19 protein-coding genes are annotated in these 20,202 nt (G+C 72.5%); 17 read left to right on the forward strand and 2 right to left on the reverse strand.

From position 1 onward, the window contains the following. The first annotated feature begins 17 nt into the window (after positions 1-17). The 6 genes from AB4Y78_RS00440 to mutM all read left to right on the forward strand — a co-directional run bounded on the left by AB4Y78_RS00440 (position 18) and on the right by mutM (position 3,582). A complete protein-coding gene (locus AB4Y78_RS00440) occupies positions 18-572 on the forward strand; it encodes a hemerythrin domain-containing protein (RefSeq protein ID WP_259911762.1) in 555 nt (184 codons plus the stop codon). Further along, a complete protein-coding gene (gene coaD / locus AB4Y78_RS00445; RefSeq protein WP_441713842.1) occupies positions 569-1,051 on the forward strand; it encodes a pantetheine-phosphate adenylyltransferase in 483 nt (160 codons plus the stop codon). Before AB4Y78_RS00440 ends, coaD begins: the two co-directional genes overlap by 4 nt. A gap of 104 nt (positions 1,052-1,155) precedes the next feature. Beyond that, on the forward strand, positions 1,156-1,752 hold the full coding sequence (locus tag AB4Y78_RS00450) for a YceD family protein (RefSeq protein ID WP_441713843.1): 597 nt from the start codon (positions 1,156-1,158) through the stop codon (positions 1,750-1,752). Position 1,753: 1 nt separating this feature from the next. Further along, entirely contained in the window at positions 1,754-1,948 is a 195-nt protein-coding gene (gene rpmF / locus AB4Y78_RS00455; protein ID WP_007927847.1) for a 50S ribosomal protein L32, read from the forward strand. Between the two features lie 13 nt (positions 1,949-1,961). After that, on the forward strand, positions 1,962-2,708 hold the full coding sequence (gene rnc / locus AB4Y78_RS00460; protein ID WP_007927846.1) for a ribonuclease III: 747 nt from the start codon (positions 1,962-1,964) through the stop codon (positions 2,706-2,708). A 1-nt stretch (position 2,709) separates the two neighbouring features. Continuing rightward, positions 2,710-3,582 (forward strand): bifunctional DNA-formamidopyrimidine glycosylase/DNA-(apurinic or apyrimidinic site) lyase, encoded by an 873-nt coding sequence (gene mutM / locus AB4Y78_RS00465; protein WP_007927845.1) that lies wholly within the window; start codon positions 2,710-2,712, stop codon positions 3,580-3,582. Between the two features lie 108 nt (positions 3,583-3,690). Here mutM and AB4Y78_RS00470 read toward each other — a convergent pair whose 3' ends face one another. After that, a complete protein-coding gene (locus AB4Y78_RS00470) occupies positions 3,691-5,601 on the reverse strand; it encodes an acyltransferase family protein (protein WP_265231449.1) in 1,911 nt (636 codons plus the stop codon). Positions 5,602-5,672: 71 nt separating this feature from the next. Between AB4Y78_RS00470 and AB4Y78_RS00475 the strand changes: the two genes are divergently transcribed. The 8 genes from AB4Y78_RS00475 to ftsY all read left to right on the forward strand — a co-directional run bounded on the left by AB4Y78_RS00475 (position 5,673) and on the right by ftsY (position 15,040). Then, complete coding sequence (locus AB4Y78_RS00475) at positions 5,673-5,963, forward strand: acylphosphatase (protein WP_259911748.1); 291 nt, start codon at positions 5,673-5,675, stop codon at positions 5,961-5,963. A gap of 44 nt (positions 5,964-6,007) precedes the next feature. Beyond that, positions 6,008-6,316, forward strand: coding sequence for a chorismate mutase (locus tag AB4Y78_RS00480; RefSeq protein WP_128277439.1), 309 nt, complete (start codon positions 6,008-6,010; stop codon positions 6,314-6,316). Between the two features lie 4 nt (positions 6,317-6,320). Continuing rightward, positions 6,321-7,082 (forward strand): type I methionyl aminopeptidase, encoded by a 762-nt coding sequence (gene map, locus AB4Y78_RS00485; RefSeq protein WP_007927831.1) that lies wholly within the window; start codon positions 6,321-6,323, stop codon positions 7,080-7,082. Between the two features lie 90 nt (positions 7,083-7,172). Further along, positions 7,173-10,766: a chromosome segregation protein SMC gene (gene smc / locus AB4Y78_RS00490; RefSeq protein ID WP_306511807.1), complete on the forward strand. Its 3,594-nt coding sequence runs from the start codon at positions 7,173-7,175 to the stop codon at positions 10,764-10,766. Positions 10,767-10,847: 81 nt separating this feature from the next. Then, positions 10,848-11,063 (forward strand): hypothetical protein, encoded by a 216-nt coding sequence (locus AB4Y78_RS00495; RefSeq protein ID WP_007927408.1) that lies wholly within the window; start codon positions 10,848-10,850, stop codon positions 11,061-11,063. Next, entirely contained in the window at positions 11,060-13,045 is a 1,986-nt protein-coding gene (locus tag AB4Y78_RS00500; RefSeq protein ID WP_259911741.1) for a M13 family metallopeptidase, read from the forward strand. The genes AB4Y78_RS00495 and AB4Y78_RS00500 overlap by 4 nt, the downstream gene beginning before the upstream one ends. After that, positions 13,045-13,494: a DUF309 domain-containing protein gene (locus AB4Y78_RS00505; RefSeq protein ID WP_259911739.1), complete on the forward strand. Its 450-nt coding sequence runs from the start codon at positions 13,045-13,047 to the stop codon at positions 13,492-13,494. Before AB4Y78_RS00500 ends, AB4Y78_RS00505 begins: the two co-directional genes overlap by 1 nt. A 103-nt stretch (positions 13,495-13,597) precedes the next feature. Next, positions 13,598-15,040 (forward strand): signal recognition particle-docking protein FtsY, encoded by a 1,443-nt coding sequence (gene ftsY / locus AB4Y78_RS00510; RefSeq protein WP_265231453.1) that lies wholly within the window; start codon positions 13,598-13,600, stop codon positions 15,038-15,040. A 66-nt stretch (positions 15,041-15,106) separates the two neighbouring features. Here ftsY and AB4Y78_RS00515 read toward each other — a convergent pair whose 3' ends face one another. Further along, complete coding sequence (locus tag AB4Y78_RS00515) at positions 15,107-15,793, reverse strand: DUF4333 domain-containing protein (RefSeq protein WP_306511811.1); 687 nt, start codon at positions 15,791-15,793, stop codon at positions 15,107-15,109. A 212-nt stretch (positions 15,794-16,005) separates the two neighbouring features. Between AB4Y78_RS00515 and AB4Y78_RS00520 the strand changes: the two genes are divergently transcribed. Genes AB4Y78_RS00520 through AB4Y78_RS00530 form a run of 3 tightly spaced genes read left to right on the forward strand, consistent with a single transcriptional unit; the run spans position 16,006 to position 20,147 of the window. Further along, positions 16,006-17,454, forward strand: coding sequence for an ammonium transporter (locus tag AB4Y78_RS00520; RefSeq protein ID WP_259909096.1), 1,449 nt, complete (start codon positions 16,006-16,008; stop codon positions 17,452-17,454). Further along, on the forward strand, positions 17,451-17,789 hold the full coding sequence (locus AB4Y78_RS00525; protein WP_007927419.1) for a P-II family nitrogen regulator: 339 nt from the start codon (positions 17,451-17,453) through the stop codon (positions 17,787-17,789). Before AB4Y78_RS00520 ends, AB4Y78_RS00525 begins: the two co-directional genes overlap by 4 nt. A 12-nt stretch (positions 17,790-17,801) precedes the next feature. Then, positions 17,802-20,147, forward strand: a complete 2,346-nt coding sequence (locus AB4Y78_RS00530; RefSeq protein WP_306511813.1) for a [protein-PII] uridylyltransferase — start codon at positions 17,802-17,804, stop codon at positions 20,145-20,147. Positions 20,148-20,202 lie beyond the last annotated feature (55 nt).

Genomic DNA, 20,202 nt, shown 5'->3' on the forward strand with positions numbered 1-20,202 from the left:
CCGGTAGGAATGGGGACATGAGCGACTACACGATCCCGCGGCCGGCAGCAGGCGACATCACGGACCTCATCGCCGACGACCACCGGCTCTTCGAGAGCCTCATGCGCGACATGCGCGACGCCACGGCTGATCGCGAGGCGGCCCGCGCCGCCTTCGCCGCACTGCTCATCGCCCACAGCGAGGCCGAGGAGGAGATCGCCTACCCGAAGCTGAAGTCGCGCAAGGTCATCGCCGGCGAGGAGGAGGAGCACGGCGAGAAGGAGCACGCGGCGACCAACGAGGCGCTGCTCCACCTGCTCCGGGCCAAGGGCACCGACACGCAGAAGTTTCAGGACGCCCTCGAGGCCGTCGCGGAGGTGCTCAACCACCACATCGGCGAGGAGGAGCTGACGATCCTCAACCCGGCCCGGGAGGACGCGAGCGAGGAGCTGCGCGAGCAGCTCGGCAAGAGCTGGTCCGCCAGGCGCAACGCGCTCCTCGAGGCCGGCGCCGGCAGCATCGAGCAGGTGGAGTCCATTGTCAAGCAGGCCTACGACGACGGTCTGCTCCCCAACGACGACCAGCCGTCGTGACCCGCGCCGTCTGCCCCGGCTCCTACGACCCGGTGACGGTCGGCCACGTCGACGTCTTTCGCCGGTCCGCCACGCTCTTCGACGAGGTCGTCGTCGCGATCCTGCACAACCCGGCCAAGCAGGGCACCTTCACCGTCGACGAGCGGGTCGCCTTCATCGAGGCTCAGGTCGGGGATCTCGGCAACGTGCGGGTCGCTCCCTTCGCCAACCAGCTCGTCGTGGACGTGTGCGCGGAGCTCGACGCGCAGGTCCTGCTCAAGGGGCTGCGCGGGGAGACCGACTTCTCCTACGAGTGGCCGATGGGCCTGATGAACCGGCACCTCACGGGTGTCGAGACCCTCTTCATCCCCGGCGACCCCCGCCACGAGCACGTCTCCTCCTCGCTCGTCAAGGAGGTCGCCCGCTTCGGCGGCGACGTCACCGGACTGGTCTCCGACGAGGTGCGCGACGCCCTCGTCGAGCGGCTGCCGCGGCCCTGAGCGCCGCCCCCTTCGCCGGTTTGGGACGAAGGGGGGATCCCCGGTAGTCTGGTGCGTCGGTCTACGTCGTCGTGTCGTGGGCCGTTCTTCCGGAGACTGGAGCCATGGAACGCAACGCCCCCTCCTCGCCCTTGGTGCTTGATGCCAAGAACGTGGGCCGACGACCCGGGTCGATGCATGAAGTGGACGTCCAGGCCGGAGCACCTGCCGATTTCGGCACGGACGTGCTGTCCGTCCCCGAGGGCCACCCGATGGACCTGACGGTGCGGATGGAGTCCGTGCACGAGGGCGTGCTGGTGACGGGGACGGTCTCTGCCACGGCGACGGGCGCATGCGTGCGGTGCCTGGACGAGATCGACCTGCCGGTCGACAACCGTTTCCAGGAGCTGTTCGTCTGGCCGGATCGGGCGAAGCACCACCGCGAGGTGGATGCCGAGGCCGACGAGCAGGAAGAGCACCAGATCGAGGACGACCAGATCGACCTCGAGCCGGTGCTGCGGGACGCGGTGCTGCCGAGCCTGCCCTTCCAACCGGTGTGCCGGGACGACTGTCCGGGACTGTGCTCCGAGTGCGGAGCCAGGCTCGAGGACGACCCGGAGCACCACCATGAGCTGATCGACCCCCGGTGGGCGGCACTCGAGGCGCTTGCGCCTCTGGCCGCCCAGGCGGGGGATGAGGACAACGAAGAGAAGAGGAACTGACGTGGCCGTCCCGAAGCGGAAGATGTCGCGCTCCAACACCCGTAGCCGCCGCGCGAACTGGAAGGCGACGCCGACCGCGCTGTCGACCTGCCCCCAGTGCAAGTCGCCGGCGCCGGCCCACCAGGCCTGCCCCTCCTGCGGTACCTACAAGGGTCGCTACTACGCGACCGCGGACCGTACCGAGCACCAGGCCTGAGCCTCCTGTCGCAATGAGCGACAGGACCTCACCGCAGCAGCGGCCCGTCGAGGAGCTCTCCCGATACCTCACCGAGGTGACCGGGGAGCCCGTCGACGAGCCGCTGCTCACGCGTGCGCTCACACACCGCTCGTACTCTTACGAGAACGGCGGCCTGCCCCACAACGAGCGCCTCGAGTTCCTCGGGGACTCGGTGCTCGGGCTCGTCGTCACCGACCACCTGCACTCGACGCACCCTGACCTCAGCGAGGGGGAGCTGGCGAAGCTGCGGGCCGCCGTGGTCAACATGCGTGCCCTGGCGGAGGTCGCCCGGACCATCGGTCTCGGTGACTTCGTCAGCCTCGGGCGCGGCGAGGAGACGACCGGCGGGCGGGACAAGAACTCGATCCTCGCCGACACCGTCGAGGCGGTCATCGGCGCGGTCTACCTCTCGACGCCCAAGCCCCGCGGCCTCGACGCCGCGGGGCTGCTCGTGCACTCCCTGCTCGGCCCGGTGATGAAGAGCTCGGCCAACCTCGGCGCCGGCCTCGACTGGAAGACCTCCCTGCAGGAGGTCGCGGCCGCCCAAGGTCTCGGCGGCGTGCAGTACCGCACGAGCGACGAGGGTCCCGACCACGACAAGACCTTCACCGCCCACGCCCACGTCGGCGACGAGGTGCGGGGCACCGGTGTCGGGCGGTCGAAGAAGGACGCCGAGCAGCAGGCTGCGGCCAACGCGTACGCGGCGCTGACCGCGGACGCGCCCCAGACCTCGGCCTGACGTGCCCGAGCTGCCCGAGGTCGAGGTCGTCCGACGCGGACTGGCCGCCCACGTCACCGGACGGACCATCGAGACCGTGTCGCTGCGCGGCGAGCGGGTGGCTCGACGCCACGTGCCCGGTCCGCGTGATCTCGAGGACCGCCTCGCCGGTCGCACCGTCACCGGGGCCCACCGGCGCGGCAAGTACCTGTGGCTGGCCCTCGCCGAGGGGCCTGACGCCGTGCCCGACGAGGGGCTGGTCGTCCACCTCGGCATGAGCGGGCAGATGCTCGTCACCGACCCCGACGACGCGGAGGCCCGCCACACCCACGCTCGGGTGCGTTTCACCGACGCCGGCCACGAGCTGCGCTTCGTCGACCAGCGCACCTTCGGCGGCTTCGCCCTCGCCGATCTCGTCGACGGTGTGCCGGAGGGCATCACGCACATCGCGCTCGACCCCTTCGACCCCGACTACGACCGTGACGTCGTCGTGCGCGACATCAAGCGGCGGCGCAGCGGGATCAAGCGGGTGCTGCTCAACCAGACCGTCGTCTCCGGCATCGGCAACATCTACGCCGACGAGGCGCTGTGGCGTGCCGGGGTCCACGGGGAGCGGCTCGCCTCGTCGCTGACGAAGCCGGCGATCGCGCGCCTGCTCGACCATGCGCGCGACGTCATGGCGCAGGCCCTGGAGCAGGGCGGCACGAGCTTCGACGAGCTCTATGTGAATGTCAACGGCGCCTCGGGCTACTTCGACCGGTCGCTCGCCGCCTACGGCCAGGAGGGACGCCCCTGCCCGCGGTGTGGCACCACGATGCGACGCGAGCAGTTCATGAACCGCAGCTCCACCTCGTGTCCGCGCTGCCAGGTGCGCCCGAGGTCGGCATCTGCCTAGGGAAATGCGGCCGGGCGTGCGCATCTGCCTAGGGAAATGCGGCCGGGTGTGCGCATTTCCCTAGGGAAATGTGGTCCGGATGGGTGATTTCCCTAGGCAGATGCGGGGTCAGGGGCGGGGGAGCTCCTTGAGCTTCACCGACTTGCCGGTGTGCTTCTCGGAGAGGTCGGCGAAGGCCTGCCGGATCGTCGCCGCGTAGGTGTGCGCCCCGCCGAGCGAAGGGTGGATGCCGTCGGCCTGCAGGTCCTCCGCCGCCACGGCCGCGTCCCAGTCGGCCAGGGCGACGTTGGGCCGCTCGGCCGCGATCTTGCGCAGCTCGGCATTGTCGTCGTCGATGCGGGAGAGCCGATCGGCGTGGAGGTTGACGATGACGACCATGCGGTCGTCGCCGATCTCGTCGAGGATCGCGCGGATCGTCTCGGGCTCGGTGCCCGCGTTGGTGCCGAAGGCCAGGACGACGGCGCGGCGCAGCGAGGAGCCGGCCGCCTCGATGGCCGAGCGCCCGTCGGACCAGCGGCGGTTGGACTTCGCGTCGATCTGGACGCCGGGGAAGTAGTACTCGAGCGCGGGCACCGAGCCGACGACCATCGAGTCGCCGAAGACGTCGATCTCGTCCCCCTCCGGCATCGTGAAGCTCGCGGTGCCGGAGAAGGTCGGGGCGGGCTCGGTCTTGCGGGGGGCGGCCGCGCGGGCCTCGTTGGCCTCGATGGTGCGCTGGGTCGACGTGGTGTCAGGGGCCGTGACGAGGACGAGCCCGAGCACGAGGGCGGCGGCGACGGCGGTGCCGAGCACAACGCGGCGGGCCCGCGCCGACTGCAGGAGCGTGAAGGCGCCGAGGATGCGACGACCCGTCTCGCGGAAGCCGAGCCGGCGCACGGGGGTCTCGATGAAGCGGTAGGACAGGTCGGCCAGGGCCAGGGTCACGACGACGGCCCACACACGCGTCCAGACGAAGGCGGCGGAGCCGGCGCTCGTCGGGATGTCCTGGGCGACGATGAGGATGACCGGCCAGTGCCACAGGTAGATGCCGTAGGAGCGCTGCCCGATCCACGTCAGGGGCGGCAGCTCGAGGGTGCTGCGCAGCCGCCCGGGGCGCTCCACGGCCGCGAGCAGGAGCACGGCGGTCGCGACGGACACGAGCGGGATGCCCAGGCGGAAGGTCCACGCGTGGCCCTCGGCGGCGAAGGCCAGCAGCAGCGCGATCGTCACGATGGCGGCGCCGACGATCCACGGTCGACGGGTGCACCACACCCGGCTCGTCGTGTACGCCCGCAGCGGGCCGGTCCACACGATCGCCAGGGCGGCACCGAGCATGAGGCCGACGAGGTGGGTGTGCGTGCCGTAGTACGCGACGGTGGGCGCCGCGGGGTCGAAGGTCACCGCCATGAGCACGGCGGAGGTGAGCCCCAGCCCGAGCACGAGGGTGGCGAGCGCGCCCTCGGTGACGGCGAAGCGGCGGTGCAGCCACAGCAGGCCGATCATCGCCAGCGGCCACACGAGGTAGAACTGCTCCTCGACCGCCAGGCTCCAGAAGTTCATGAAGAGCTGCGGCGAGGTGGCGGCGAAGTAGTTGCTGCCCTGGGCGATCTCGAGCCAGTTGGTCGAGAAGGTCAGGGCTCCGAGCGCCTGGCGGCGCACGCCGACGAGCAGGTCGGCCTCGACGGTGCGGGCGATGAGGATCGCCACCGGGACGACGACGAGCAGGGCGGGCAGGAGGCGTCGGGCCCGGCGGGTCCAGAAGCCCCGCAGGTCCACCCGCCCGGTGTCCCGCCGCTCGCGGACGAGCAGTGTGGTGATGAGGAAGCCGGAGATGACGAAGAAGACGTCGACGCCGAGGAATCCACCGGGCAGCCAGGCCGGGTCGAGGTGGAAGACGACGACCGCGACGATCGCCAGGGCCCGCAGGCCGTCGAGCCCGGCGAGGTGGCCGCGGCTGGCACGGCCGGCCGGGGCTGGCGGGGAGGTGGCCTCGGGCGCGGAGGTGGCCTCTGCGTCGGCGGTGGCGGTTGGCTGACCCACGCAGCCGACGCTAGGCGCGCGCGGCCCTCGGGTGGTGGAGGCTCACCGGGGAGCGGGTAAGTTTCGCCGCCATGACCAGCTCGGAGCGCGCGACCTACTTCGTCCGGGGCCGGGTGCAGGGCGTCGGCTTCCGTTGGTGGACCCGCTCCCGGGCCCTCGAGCTGGGTCTGGTCGGCCACGCCCGCAACATGGACGACGGGCGGGTCGAGGTCGTGGCGCAGGGCTCCCCTTCGGCGTTGGCCGCGCTGGACCGGCTCCTGCGGGAGGAGCCCTCGACGACGCGCCGGCCCGGTCAGGTCACGTCGGTGGTGCGTCAGGACGGCAGCGCGAAGGGAGGAGTCGCGGGCTTCGTCGAGAAGTGAGAGGCCCTCGAGCCGAGCCGGGCACGTGACCTAGCCTTGACCGGGTGAGCGAGACACCCCCCGAGCTGCTGCGACTGCGTCAGTCCATCGACAACATCGACGCGGCGCTGATCCACCTGCTCGCCGAGCGGTTCAAGGCGACGCAGAGCGTCGGGGTGCTCAAGGCGCGCATGGACCTGCCGCCCGCCGACCCGGCGCGCGAGGAGCGCCAGATCGCGCGACTGCGCGACCTCGCCGACACGGCCGGCCTCGACCCGGTCTTCGCGGAGAAGTTCTTGAACTTCGTCATCGCCGAGGTCATCCACCACCACGAGCAGATCGCCAGCCAGCAGGCCGGCCCGGACGAGGACTGATCGCATGATCGAGCTGAAGACCCCCCGCGAGATCGAGCAGATGCGCCCCGCCGGGCGGCTCGTGCGAGACGTGCTGCAGCGCCTCACCGAGGTCGCCGAGGTCGGCACCAACCTCCTCGAGCTCGATGCGATCGCGCACGACATGATCCGCGCCGCCGGCGGGACCTCGTGCTACATCGACTACCACCCCTCCTTCGGGGCCAGCCCCTTCGGCAAGGTCCTGTGCACCTCGGTCAACGACGCCGTCCTGCACGGCCTGCCGCACGACTACCGGCTGCGCGACGGTGACCTGCTGTCCGTGGACTTCGCCGTGTCGGTCGAGGGCTGGGTGTGCGACGCGGCCCGGTCCTTCGTCGTCGGTACGCCCGACCCCGAGGACCTGCGGCTCATCGACACGACCGAGCGAGCGCTCGCGGCGGCGATCGAGGTCGCCCGCCCCGGCAAGAAGATCGGCGACATCGGTGCGGCGATCGCAGCCGTCGCCCGCGGCGAGGGCTACTCGATCAACACCGACTTCGGCGGGCACGGTGTCGGCCGCGAGATGCACGGGGACCCGCACGTCGCCAACGACGGTCGGGCGGGCCGGGGCATGCCCCTGCGGCCGGGCCTGGTCATCGCCATCGAGCCGTGGTTCCTCGCAACGACCGACGAGATCTACACGGACCCCGACGGGTGGACCCTGCGCAGCGTCGACGGCTCGCGTGGTGCCCACAGCGAGCACACGGTCGCCATCACCGACGGCGACCCGATCATCCTCACCGCCTGAGCGAAGGGGGCGCAGCGTCCCGGCCTCCGGCTGCCCGGAAGTAGAGTGGCCCGAACTCATCCCGCCGCCGGCCCGAGGAGCGCCTCGCTCGTGTACGTCAAGAGCCTCACCCTCAAGGGCTTCAAGTCGTTCGCCTCGGCGACCCACATGCGCCTGGAGCCGGGCATCACGTGCATCGTCGGGCCCAACGGGTCGGGCAAGTCCAATGTCGTCGACGCCCTCGCCTGGGTCATGGGCGAGCAGGGGGCCAAGTCGCTGCGCGGCGGCAAGATGGAGGATGTCATCTTCGCCGGGACGGCCGGCCGGGCGCCGCTGGGCCGCGCCGAGGTGACGATGACGATCGACAACACCGACGGTGCGCTGCCGATCGACTACACCGAGGTGACGATCAGCCGCACGATGTTTCGCAACGGCGGCTCGGAGTACGCGATCAACGGCACCTCGTGCCGGCTGCTCGACATCCAGGAGCTGCTCTCCGACTCCGGCATCGGCCGGGAGATGCACGTCATCGTCGGGCAGGGTCAGCTCGATGCCGTCCTGCGGGCGACCCCCGAGGAGCGCCGCGGCTTCATCGAGGAGGCCGCCGGCGTCCTCAAGCACCGCAAGCGCAAGGAAAAGGCGATCCGCAAACTCGAGGGGATGGAGGCCAACCTCTCGCGCGTCGCGGACCTGACCACCGAGATCCGTCGCCAGCTCGGGCCGCTGGGCCGCCAGGCCGAGACCGCCCGCAAGGCAGCGGTCATCCAGGCCGACGCCCGCGATGCTCGTCACCGCCTGCTCGCCGACGACCTCGTGCGGATGACCTCGGCCCTCCAGCAGGAGGTCGCCGACGAAGAGGCCATGCTCGAGCGGCGCAAGACCCTCGAGCAGGCCGTGCTCGCCGCCCGCACCCGCATCACCGAGCACGAGGAGGCCGGGGCCGCCGCCGCTGCCGAGCTCGTCGCCGCGCAGCAGCGCGCCACCCGGCTGGCGACGCTCACCGACCGCCTCGCCGCGACCGCATCCCTCGCCGCCGAGCGGGTGCGCCTGCTCGGCCAGGACGAGGAGGTCGAGACGACGAGCGGCCGCGACCCGGACGCTCTGCGTGAGCAGGCGGCCAGGGCACGTGCCGACGAGGAGACGCTGCGCGCTGACATCGCCCGCGTGGGGGAGGAGCTCGCCGCAGCCGTCGCCGCCCGCGAGTCTGCGGAGCAGGCGCACGCCGCCGAGCAGCAGCGCGTCGCGGCCCTCGCCCAGCGGGCCGCGGACCGGCGCGAGGGCCTGGCCCGCCTCGCCGGGCAGGTCGGCGCTCGCCGGTCGCGCATCGAGGCCCGTGAGGCCGAGGTCGGGCGCCTCGAGGAGATCGTCTCGACGGCACTCGCCCGCGCGGACGAGGCCGAGCGGGAGTTCACCCGGCTCGAGGGGACCATCGCCGACGAGGAGGGGAGCGAGGAGGGCCTCGACGAGGCCTACGAACGCACCGCCGCCGCCCACGACTCCGCTGCCCAGGAGGTCGAGCAGATCGTCGAGGCCGGGCGCACGGCCGACCGCGACCGCCAGTCCGCCCAGGCCCGCCTCGAGGCCCTCGAGCTCAGCCTGCGCCGCAAGGACGGGGTCGAGGCGCTGCGCGAGGCCGCGTCCGGGGAGCACGAGATCATCGGCTCGGTCGCCGAGCTCGTCACGGTCCGTGGGGGGCACGAGGCGGCCATCGCCGCGGCGCTGGACCAGGCCGGCAATGCGCTCGCGGTCGGCAGCGTCGCGGCGGCGGCCCGCGCCGTCGAGCAGCTGCGCACCGATGACGCCGGTCGGGCGACGCTCGTCGTCGGCGCAACGGCACGCCCTTCGGACCGGAGCAGCTGGCCCACCCTGCCGGACGGCGCCGTCTGGGCGCTCGACGTGCTCGAGGCCCCCGACGACATCCGCCCCGCAGTCGAGCAGGTCCTCGAGCGGGTCGCCGTCGTCTCGGACACGCCCGCCGCGCTGGTCCTCCTCGAGCGGGTCGGCGAGGTCACCGCCGTCACCGAGGAGGGTGACGTCTACGGACCGGGCTTCGTGCGGGGCGGGTCCAGCGCCGCACCGAGCCTGCTCGAGCTGCAGGCCGCCGTCGACGAGACCCGCACCCGCCTCGACGACGCGACCCGGCGCAGCGAGGAGTCGGCCTTTGCCCTGACCCGCGCCCGCGCCACCCTCGCTGAGTGCGTCGAGGCGCGCGATGCCGCGATGGAGGCCCTGCACGAGTCCGACGCCCGGATGGCGGCCGTCGCCGAGCAGCTCGGCAGCCTGGGCACGACGACCCGGACCGCCCGCAGCGAGGCCGAGCGCACCCGCGCCAAGATCACCGAGGTCACGACCGCGCTCGAGTCCGAGCGTGCCGAGCTCGCCGAGCTCGAGCAGCGCCTCGAGGAGGCCTCCGCGGCCCCGGCCGACGACGAGACGGATGACGACACCGACGACCGCGAGCGTCTGGAGCTCGAGGCGAGCGCGGCGCGCACCGCGGAGACCGAGGTGCGTCTGGCTCTGCGCACCAAGGAGGAGCGGGCCCGCTCCTTGCACGGCCGGGCCGAGTCGCTCGAGGGGGCCGCCCGCAACGAGATCGCCGCCCGGGAGCGACTGCGGGCCCGCCGCGAGCGTCGCCGACGCGAGGCCGAGGTCGCGGCAGCCGTGCAGAGTGCCGCCACCTGGTCGGGGGAGCGGATCGCTGCCGCCGCGGCGGTGGCCGGCCAGCAGCGCGACGCGGGGGAGGCCGCCCGGGCCGAGCGCGACGCGGCGCTGCGCGGGCTGCGCACCGAGCTGACCGAGCAGCAGGACGCGCTGCGCGAGCTGACCGACGAGGTGCACCGCGACGAGGTCGCGCGCGCCCAGCAGATCGCCCGCATCGAGCAGCTGCAGGCCAAGGCCATCGAGGAGCTGGGAGTCGACCCCGACGTCCTCATGGAGGAGTTCGGCCCGCACCAGCTCGTGCCCCACGTCGCCGGTCCCGACGAGGACCCGGAGTCCGAGGACTTCCCGCAGCCGCAGCCCTACGTGCGCGAGGTGCAGGAAAAGCGCCTGCGCACCGCCGAGCGCGGCCTCAAGGCCCTCGGCAAGGTCAACCCGCTGGCGCTCGAGGAGTTCGCGGCGCTCGAGGAGCGCCACACCTTCCTCACGACGCAGCTCGAGGACCTGCGGCAGTCCAAGAAGGACCTGCTCGAGATCGTCGCCGAGATCGACGAGCGGGTCGAGCAGGTCTTCTCCGAGGCCTTCGCCGACACCGCCGAGCAGTTCGAAGGGGTCTTCTCCCGCCTCTTCCCCGGCGGCGAGGGGCGACTGGTCCTCACCGACCCGAGCAACATGCTGACCACCGGCATCGAGGTCGAGGCCCGTCCTCCGGGCAAGAAGGTCAAGCGCCTGTCGCTGCTCTCCGGTGGTGAGCGTTCGCTCGTCGCTGTCGCGCTGCTCGTGTCGATCTTCAAGGCCAGGCCCTCGCCCTTCTACATCATGGACGAGGTCGAGGCGGCGCTCGACGACACCAACCTCGGCCGCCTCATCATGCTCTTCGAGGAGCTGCGCGACTCCAGCCAGCTCATCGTCATCACCCACCAGAAGAAGACGATGGAGGTCGCCGACGCGCTCTACGGCGTCTCGATGCGTGGTGACGGCATCACGACCGTGGTCAGCCAGCGCCTGCGTGACGTCGCACCGGCGGGCGAGGCCCAGCCGGCCTGAGGCCCCGCAGGCGCTCGATGACGCCCGTGCCGGGCGGCGGGTCGAGTTGAGCGGCCCGTCGTCACGGGGGACGATGGGGGTATGACCGCCATGATCGTGGGGCTGATCCTCTGCCTTGTCCTGTCCTTCGCCGTGATGGGCCTGGTGGCCATCCCCGCGAGGCGCGAGGGTCGCGAGATCCTCACCGCCCGGGGCGAGCGGGTCGTCGTCAAGGTCCGCGAGAGCGCCGACGGTGCCGCGACCCGCACCTCCGGCCTGGTCTCCAGCGCGTCGTCCTCCAAGCGAAAGGCCTCATGAGCTCCACCTCCGAGACCATCCCCGGCCTCCGCGGCCCCGTCGACCCTGCGGTCCGACCCCAGGACGACCTCTTCGGACATGTCAACAACCACTGGCTGCAGACGGTGGAGATCCCGGCGGACCGCGGTCGCTACGGGGCCTTCGACGTCCTGCGCGAGCGTGCCGAGCAGGACGTGCGCGACCTCATCGAGGAGGTAAGCGACCGGGTCGAGGCCGGTGAGCTGGCCCCGGACGACGTCGCCGGCAAGGTCGGGGCGCTCTACCGCTCCTTCGTCGACGAGCAGCGGGCTGACGAGCTGGGCAGCGCACCGATCGCCGACCTGCTCGACGCTGTGGACGGCGTGACGAGCACGCCCGACTTCGTGGCGCTCACCGGGCGTCTGGCGCGCGACGGCGTGAGCGGCTTCGTCCTCCCCTTCGTCAACACCGACGACAAGGACTCCTCGCGCTACGTGCTCTACCTCGAGCAGGGCGGGCTCGGCCTGCCCGACGAGTCGTACTACCGCGACGAGCAGCACGCCGAGACGCTCGGCGCCTACCGGGCCCACGTCGCCCGCCTGCTGCGTCTCGTCCTCGGTCGCGACGAGGCGGCGGCCGAGACCGCCGAGCGCGTGGTGGCCCTCGAGACCGAGCTGGCCCGTGACCACTGGGACCGCGTCGCCAACCGCGACCCCGTCCGGACGTACACGCTCCTCGACTCGGCTGCCCTCACCGAGCTGGCCCCGGCCATCGACTGGGGTGCCTGGGCCTCCGGGCTCGGGGCGTCGTCCCCCTTCGCCGAGGTCGTCGTGCGCCAGCCCGACTTCCTGCGCGGGCTCTCGCTCACGCTCGACACCACTGACCTCGAGACGTGGAAGGACTGGCTGCGGCTGCGCATCGTCCAGGCCCACGCCGCCTACCTCGGGTCCGACGTCGTCGCCGCGGAGTTCGACTTCGTCGGGCGGACCCTCTCGGGCATCCCCGAGCAGCGGGCCCGCTGGAAGCGTGGCGTCTCCCTCGTCGACGACTCGCTCGGCGAGGCCGTCGGCGAGCTCTACGTCGCCCGCCACTTCCCGCCCGCTGCCCGTGAGCGGATGGGCGAGCTCGTCGACAACCTCGTCGAGGCCTTCCGCCGGTCCTTCGCCGCATCCGACTGGATGAGCGAGGAGACCAAGGCGGAGGCCGTCGCCAAGCTCGAGGCCTTCACCCCCAAGGTGGGCCACCCGAGCACTTGGCGTGACTACTCCAGCCTCGAGATCCGCGAGGACGACCTCGTGGGCAATGTGCGCCGGGTCGCGGCCTTCGAGGTCGACCGGGCGCTCGCCAAGCTCGGCGGGCCGGTTGACCGTGACGAGTGGTTCCTCACCCCGCAGACGGTCAATGCCTACTACAACCCGGGGCTCAACGAGATCGTCTTCCCCGCCGCGATCCTCCAGCCGCCCTTCTTCGACGCCGAGGGTGACGACGCCGACAACTACGGCGGCATCGGTGCGGTCATCGGCCACGAGATCGGCCACGGCTTCGACGACGCCGGCTCCACCTTCGACGGTCAGGGCAACCTGCGCGACTGGTGGACCGAGGCGGACCGCGCGGCCTTCGAGGAGCGGCGCGACGCCCTCGTGCGCCAGTTTGACTCCTACTCGACGCGCAATGCCCCGGGCCATACGGTCAACGGCGCCCTGACGGTCGGCGAGAACATCGGCGACATCGGTGGCCTGGCCATCGGTCACGCGGCCTACCTCATCGCCGCGGGCGACGCCGCGTACGAGAGCGACGCCGACGGACTGACGGGGGAGCAGCGCTTCTTCAGCAACTGGGCTCGCGTCTGGTGCGGCGACGCCCGGCGGGAGGAGGCGGTGCGGCTGCTGTCCATCGACCCGCACAGCCCCCAGGACGTGCGGGCCAATGCGGTGCGCAACATCGACGCCTTCCACACCGCCTTCGGCACGCAGGAGGGTGACGAGATGTGGCTCGACCCGCAAGAGCGGGTCTCGCTCTTCTGATGCCCCGAGACCGCGACGCCCGGGGTCGGGCCGAAAACGCCCGGCCCCGTGACGGGCTCGGCCGGCCCCTGCCCTACGGCAGCGCCGGGGTCGAGCGGGTCGCGCCCGGCGAGCGCACCGCCGATGAGGCGCTCGCGTTGGCCCAGGACTACCTCGACCGCGAGATGCCCTTCCACGCCCACGAGGTGCTCGAGGAGCAGTGGAAGGCGGCGCCCGACCCTGAGCGTGCGCTCTGGCAGGGTCTGGCGCAGCTCGCCGTCGGCCTGACCCACCAGCGGCGCGGCAATGCGCGTGGGGCGGCGAGCGTGACGAGGCGGGGCGCCGCGGCCATCGAGCGCTACGTGGCGATCGCGCCCCACGGCATCGACGTCGCCGGGCTCGTGGCGTGGGCCGCGGAGCTCGCCGCGGACCCGGCGGCCGAGGTGGCCGTGCCCTCCCTTCGCTCGTGACTTCCGGGTAACTTCGGTGCGGGTGCCTCCGGGCGGCGGTCGAGAGCGGTGACGCCGCCACGGGTTCGGCGCGGTCCGCGTAGCCTGCGAAGATGGCCGGGTGATGGGTATCGACACACTGACTGAGTACATCGCCGTCGCGGTCGGCCTGCTGCTCCTGCTCGGGGGCCTGGCGATCGGACTCCTGCGCGGCGGGCGCGGTGGGACCAAGGAGCTGCCGCCGGAGCGGCGCCCCCCGGAGCGCCCCAAGGGCAGCACCGACCACCGCAGCGGCACGATCGTCCTCGACCGTCCGAGCGACCACGCCAAGCCGCAGGCCCCGCCGGAGGAGACGAAGGGGGAGGACCCCGAGCCAGCCAGCCCGCCGGCAGAGGAGCCCGCCGCCCCCGAGGCGGCCGCCCCGGAGACTGCCGCCCCCGAGACGAAGACCCCGGCCGCGGACGACGAGTTCACCCCCGTCCCCTCGGACGAGGAGGCCGACCGGGGTCGCACCGTGCCGCCGCTCGCCACCGAGCCGCAGTCGCCCGCCGAGCCCGAGGCCCCGACCCAGCCCGACGCCCCGGCTGAGCCTGAGTCCCCGGTCGAGCCGGAGGTGCCCGCCGAGGCGCCGGTCGACACCCCCGCTCCCACCCGCGACCGGATGCGGGCCCTGCGCTCGCGCCTGGCGCGCTCCAACGGCGCGATCGGCAAGGGGCTGCTCGCCCTGCTCTCCCAGGGCAAGCTCTCCGAGGAGGACTGGGAGGAGGTCGAGGACACCCTCCTCGTCGCCGACCTCGGCATGGAGCCCACGACCGAGCTCGTCGACTCGCTGCGCGAGCACGTCTCCGTCGACGGCACGACCGACCCCGAGGTCGCCAAGGACTGGCTCTACAACGACCTGCTCCAGCTCGTCGACCCGAGCATGGACCGCGGCCTGGCCGCCTCCAGGGTCGACGACCGCCCGGCCTGCATCCTCGTCGTCGGGGTCAACGGCACGGGCAAGACGACGACCGTCGGCAAGCTCGCCCGAGTGCTCGTGGCCAACGACCGGGACGTCCTGCTCGGTGCTGCCGACACCTTCCGCGCCGCGGCCGCCGACCAGCTCGAGACGTGGGGGGCCCGCGTCGGTGTCCCGACGGTCCGCAGCGACCGCGAGGGTGCCGACCCGGCCGCCGTCGCCTTCGACGCGGTCAAGGCCGCGGCGGACGCCGAGGTCGATGCCGTGATCATCGACACCGCGGGGCGCCTGCACAACAAGGTCGGCCTCATGGACGAGCTGTCCAAGGTCAAGCGGGTCATCGAGAAGCAGACCCCCATCGACGAGGTGCTGCTCGTCCTCGACGCGACGACGGGGCAGAACGGCCTGGCCCAGGCCAAGGTCTTCGCCGAGGCGGTCGACATCACCGGTGTCGTGCTCACCAAGCTCGACGGCACGGCCAAAGGCGGCATCGTCGTCGCCGTCCAGCGCACCCTCGGGGTGCCGGTCAAGCTCGTCGGCCTCGGCGAGGGGCCGGACGACCTGGCCCCCTTCGTGCCGGAGGCCTTCGTCGACGCGATCGTCGGCTGACTCCGGACCGAGCGATGAGGCCCCCGACCACCACGGTGGTCGGGGGCCTCGTGCATGCGTCGGGCGTCAGCGCAGCGACTGCTCGAAGGTCAGGTAGTACCGGCTGTCCGTCGAGGAGGTCATGACCGCCCACGCCACCTTGACCTTGACGTCCGAGCGCCGGCTCGTCCCGGGCACGGGCGCCGTGCACGTCGTCGTGCGGCCCTTGATGAGCACGAGGCGCGACGGGCAGGAGATGTCGGAGACCTTGTGCCCCACCTGCTTCATGCCCCGGGCGATCTGCCGCTCGACCTCGTCCGACGAGATCGTCAGGGACGCGTCGGTGTTGGGCGTCCCCGCCGGCGGCGGCGGGACGCTCGCGCTGGGCACGCTCGTCGGTGTCGTGGTCGTCGACCCATACGACGTCGAGGTCGACGTGGACGTCGAGGTCCACGTGCTCGTGCTCGTGCTCGTGCTCGGCTCGCCACTCGTCGAGGTGCTCGTCGGCTCGCTCGTGGGATCACTCGTCGGGCCTCCGGTCGACTCGCCCGAGGTGGGGGGCGGTGCACCGGTGCTCGTCTCGTCGCCACCCTGCATGGCGACGTAGCCGACCCCGCCGCACAGGCAGATGAGCAGCGCGATGACGACGGGGATCGAGACGACCCAGACCCAGGCCGGGACCCCCTTCGACGGCGGTGGGGTGTACGGCTGCTGACCGTAGGGCTGCTGGCCGTACGGAGGGTGCTGTCCCGGTCCCGGGGGCGGCGCGGTCATCGAGGCTCCTGCTCGTCGTGACCGAGAGGCACGCAGGCAGCTGACCCCCCGGCATGAAGTGCGTGCCCGCCCACCGTATGCCATGGCCGGCGTCTCATCACGTGGGACGGAGGGCGTGGTGTCACCGGGTCGTAACGCCTGCGCCGCAAGGGAAACACCGACGTAACACGGGGCATCCGCTGACGAAACGGCACCGGCGGACTCTTGCCGTCATGAGCCCAACCATCGCGCCCCTCGCGGCGACACCACCAGCGATCGACACGTCGGCCACCGCCTTCATGATCATCTGCGCAGCCCTCGTGCTCCTGATGACGCCCGGCCTGGCCCTCTTCTACGGCGGCATGACCCGCGCCAAGTCCGTCCTCAACATGATGATGATGAGCTTCGGTGCCATGGGCGCCGCGGGCGTCGTCTACGTCCTGTGGGGCTACTCGATGTCCTTCGGCGGGTCCGACATCGGCGGCATCCTGGCCAACCCATTCGAGAAGTTCGGTCTGCGCGGCGTCGCGAGCACCGTCGACGGGGTGACCGGGACCGTCGGCGCCGACGGCATGCCCGTCATCGACGTCTTCGGCGCCGACGTGTGGATCCCCGAGGTCCTCTTCGCCGGCTTCCAGCTGACCTTCGCGATCATCACCGTCGCGCTCATCAGCGGGGCCATCGCAGACCGCGTGAAGTTTTCCACCTGGATGGTCTTCGTCCCGGTGTGGCTCACGCTGGTCTACTTCCCGATCGCCCACATGGTGTGGGGCGGCGGGCTGCTGTCCGGTGCAGAGCGCGGCTTCGCCGCCTGGCTCTTCGGCACGGCCGACGGCGCGGCGACCGTCGCTCCGATCGACTTCGCCGGAGGCACCGTCGTGCACATCAACGCGGGCATGGCCGGCCTCGTCCTCGCCCTCGTCGTCGGCAAGCGACTCGGCTTCGGCAAGACCGCCATGCGCCCCCACAACGTCCCGCTCGTCATGATCGGCGCCGGTCTGCTGTGGTTCGGCTGGTTCGGCTTCAACGCCGGCTCCGAGCTCGCCGCCGACGGTGTGGCCAGCCTCGTGTGGGTCAACACCACGGCCGCCACCGCCGCCGCGATCCTCGGCTGGCTGCTCGTCGAAAAGCTGCGTGACGGGCACGCCACCTCGATCGGCGCCGCCTCCGGTGTCGTCGCCGGCCTCGTCGCCATCACCCCCGCCTGCGGCAGCCTCTCACCCGTCGGGTCGCTCGGCTTGGGCGCCGTCGCCGGTGCGCTCGCCGCCCTGGCCGTCGGCCTGAAGTACCGCTTCGGCTACGACGACTCGCTCGACGTCGTCGGCGTCCACCTCGTCGCCGGCCTCTGGGGCACCGTGGGTGCCGGGCTGCTCGCCACCGACGGCGGGCTGCTCTACGGCGGCGGCGTCCAGCAGACCGTCGTCCAGGTCGTCATCGCCCTCGTGAGCCTCGTGATCTCCGCGGTCCTCACCTACGTCATCGCCATCGTCCTCAAGCGCACGATGGGCTGGCGCATCAGCGAGGAGGACGAGGTGTCCGGTATCGACTCCGCCGAGCACGCCGAGTCCGGCTACGACCTCGCCTCCCGCGGTGGTCGCCTCGGGTCGGCCGGGGCCGGTGTCGCCACCGCAGCCGCGCACGCCCGCCAGCAGGACGAGACCATCGAAGGAGCCCGAGCATGAAGCTCGTCACCGCCATCATCAAGCCCCACCAGATCGACGACGTCAAGGAGGCCCTCGAGTCCTTCGGCATCACCGGCATGACCGTGAGCGAGGCGAGCGGCTACGGCCGCCAGCGCGGCCACAGCGAGGTCTACCGCGGGGCCGAGTACACCGTCGACTTCGTCCCGAAGATCCGCCTCGAGGTCCTCGTCGAGGACATCGACGCCGAGTCCGTCGTCGGCGTCGTCGTCTCGGCGGCCCGCACCGGTCGGATCGGTGACGGCAAGGTCTGGGTCACCCCCATCGACGACGTCGTGCGCGTGCGCACCGGGGAGAAGGGAGTCGAGGCGATCTGAGCCTCGGACACCATGACCCGCACCGGAAGCGACATGCGATCCGCGCGGCTCGATCTCGCCGGCACCCGGGAGTTCACGCTCCCGGGTGCCGGCGAGACCCGCCGCGCCGCGATCAGCGAGGCGACCCGCAGCTGGCTGACCGATCTCCACCTCGACGCCGTGGGGGAGCGCCCCGGCATCGCGCTCGCCGCGGTGGGCTCCCTGGGGCGTGGCTGGTCCGGCCCGCTCAGCGACCTCGACCTCGTCCTCGTCCACGACGGCCGCAGCATCCGCGCCGACGACCTCACGGCCATGGCCGACCGGCTCTGGTACCCGATCTGGGACTCCGGGCTCGCGCTCGACCACTCGGTCCGCTCCGCGGCCGAGTGCCGCAGCGTCGCCCGGGAGGACCTCTCAGCGGCGGTCGGCCTGCTCGACCTCTCCCTTGTCGCCGGCGACGAGGAGCTCGTCGCGGGGGTCCGCTCCACCGTCTCCCACGACTGGCGCTCGGGGGCCCGCACCCGGCTGCCGCAGTTCGTCGAGTCGGTGCGGGCCCGTCACCACCGGCACGGTGACCTGAGTCAGCAGGTCGAGCCCGACCTCAAGGAGGCCTTCGGGGGTCTGCGCGACGTCACCGTGCTCGACGCCCTCACTCGAGCCTGGCTCACCGACCGCCCCCACGGGGCCGTCGAGCCGGCCCTGCACCACCTGCTCGACGTGCGTGATGCCCTGCACGTCGTCACCGGTCGCGGCCGTGACCGGCTGCTGCGCGAGGAGCACGACGCCGTGGCCGCACTGCTCGGCCTCGCCGACGCCGACGAGCTGCTCACGAGCGTCTCGACCTCGGCCCGCACCATCGCGTGGGCCCTGGAGTCCACGATGAGGCGGGCCGGCCAGAGCCAGCGTGCGCGGACCCTGCGCGTCGGGCCGCGCCGCCCGCTCATGAAGCCCCTCGGCCACGGCCTCTTCGAGCACGACGGCGAGGCGGTGCTCGGGTCGACCCGGCTCGTCGGGGTCGACCCGAGCCTCCCCCTTCGTGCTGCGGTCGTGGCGGCTCGCCACGGTCTGCCGCTGGCGCCGCAGACCCTGACAAACCTCGCTGCCTGCCCCGAGCCCTCCCTGCCGTGGGACCAGCACGTCCGCGACCTGCTCGGCGACCTCCTCGCTGCCGGCCCCGGGCTGCCGCCCGTGTGGGAGGGGCTCGACCAGGTCGGCATCATCGAGCGCTGGCTGCCGGAGTGGGCCGACGTGCGCTGCCGGCCCCAGCACAACCCCGTGCACCGGCACACCGTCGATCGGCACCTGCTCGAGACGGTCGCCCGCGCCTCGAGCCTCGCGCGCGACGTCGCCCGCCCCGACCTGCTGCTCCTCGCGGCCCTGCTCCACGACATCGGCAAGGTCGCCGGTGCCCGCGACCACTCGCGCACGGGAGCCGACATCAGCGACCGCGTGCTGCGTCGGTGGGGCGTGCCCGACGACGACCGCGAGCGGGTCGTGCTGCTCGTGCGGGAGCACCTGACGCTCGTCGAGACCGCGACCCGGCGCGACCTGGCCGACCCGGCCACGGCGAGCGCCGTGTGCGACCTCGTCGAGGGTGATGCGGAGACCTTCGAGCTGCTGCGGGCGCTGACCATCGCCGACGCCCGGGCCGCCGGGCCGGCTGCCTGGACCGACTGGCGGGCGGGGCTCGTCGACACGCTCACCGGCCGCGTGCGCGAGCGGCTCACGGGCCAGACGCCTCCGGTCCCGCCGCTCGCGCCGGCGCCGGAGGTCGACGACGAGGCGCTTGGTGACGTCGTCGCCGGACGCCCGCACGTGCGTGTCGAGCGGGCGCCCGGCGGGTGGGCCCTGACGATCCACTGCCGGGACCGGCTCGGGCTCTTCGCCGACACGGCCGGTCTGCTGGCGGCGCACGGCATGACGGTCCGGCGGGCCCGACTGGCCACCGTGGACGGGATCGCCGTCGACGAGTGGTTCGTCGAGTCGCCGGGAGGGGACCCACCCGAGGCCGTGCGGGTGGCCTCGGGGCTCTCCCGGCTCGAGGCCGGGGACCGCGCCGCGCTCGGGGCGCTCGCCCGACGCCGGCGCGGGGACGCCCCGGCCGGTGCGGCCGGGGGAGCGCGGGCCTTCGTCCTGCCGAGCGCCGGCAGCGGCGCCACGGTCCTCGAGGTGCGCTCGCAGGACCGGCCGGGACTGCTGCACGACCTCGGGCAGGTCCTCGCGGAGGAGGGGCTGAGCGTGCGGTCGGCACACATCTCGACCTTTGCCGGGCAGACCCTCGACACCTTCTACGTCACCGATCGTCGGGGCAGCGAGCTCGGGCCGGCGGCGGTGGCGCGGGCGCTGGCGGCCGTCATCGACGCCTGTGACGGCGCCTGAGGCGCCCGTGCCACCACGAGGCGAAGGGAGGAGCCGCGGGCAAGTACCCTTGGCC

The organism is Janibacter sp. RAF52 (assembly GCF_052114035.1).
Taxonomy (GTDB): domain Bacteria; phylum Actinomycetota; class Actinomycetes; order Actinomycetales; family Dermatophilaceae; genus Janibacter; species Janibacter hoylei.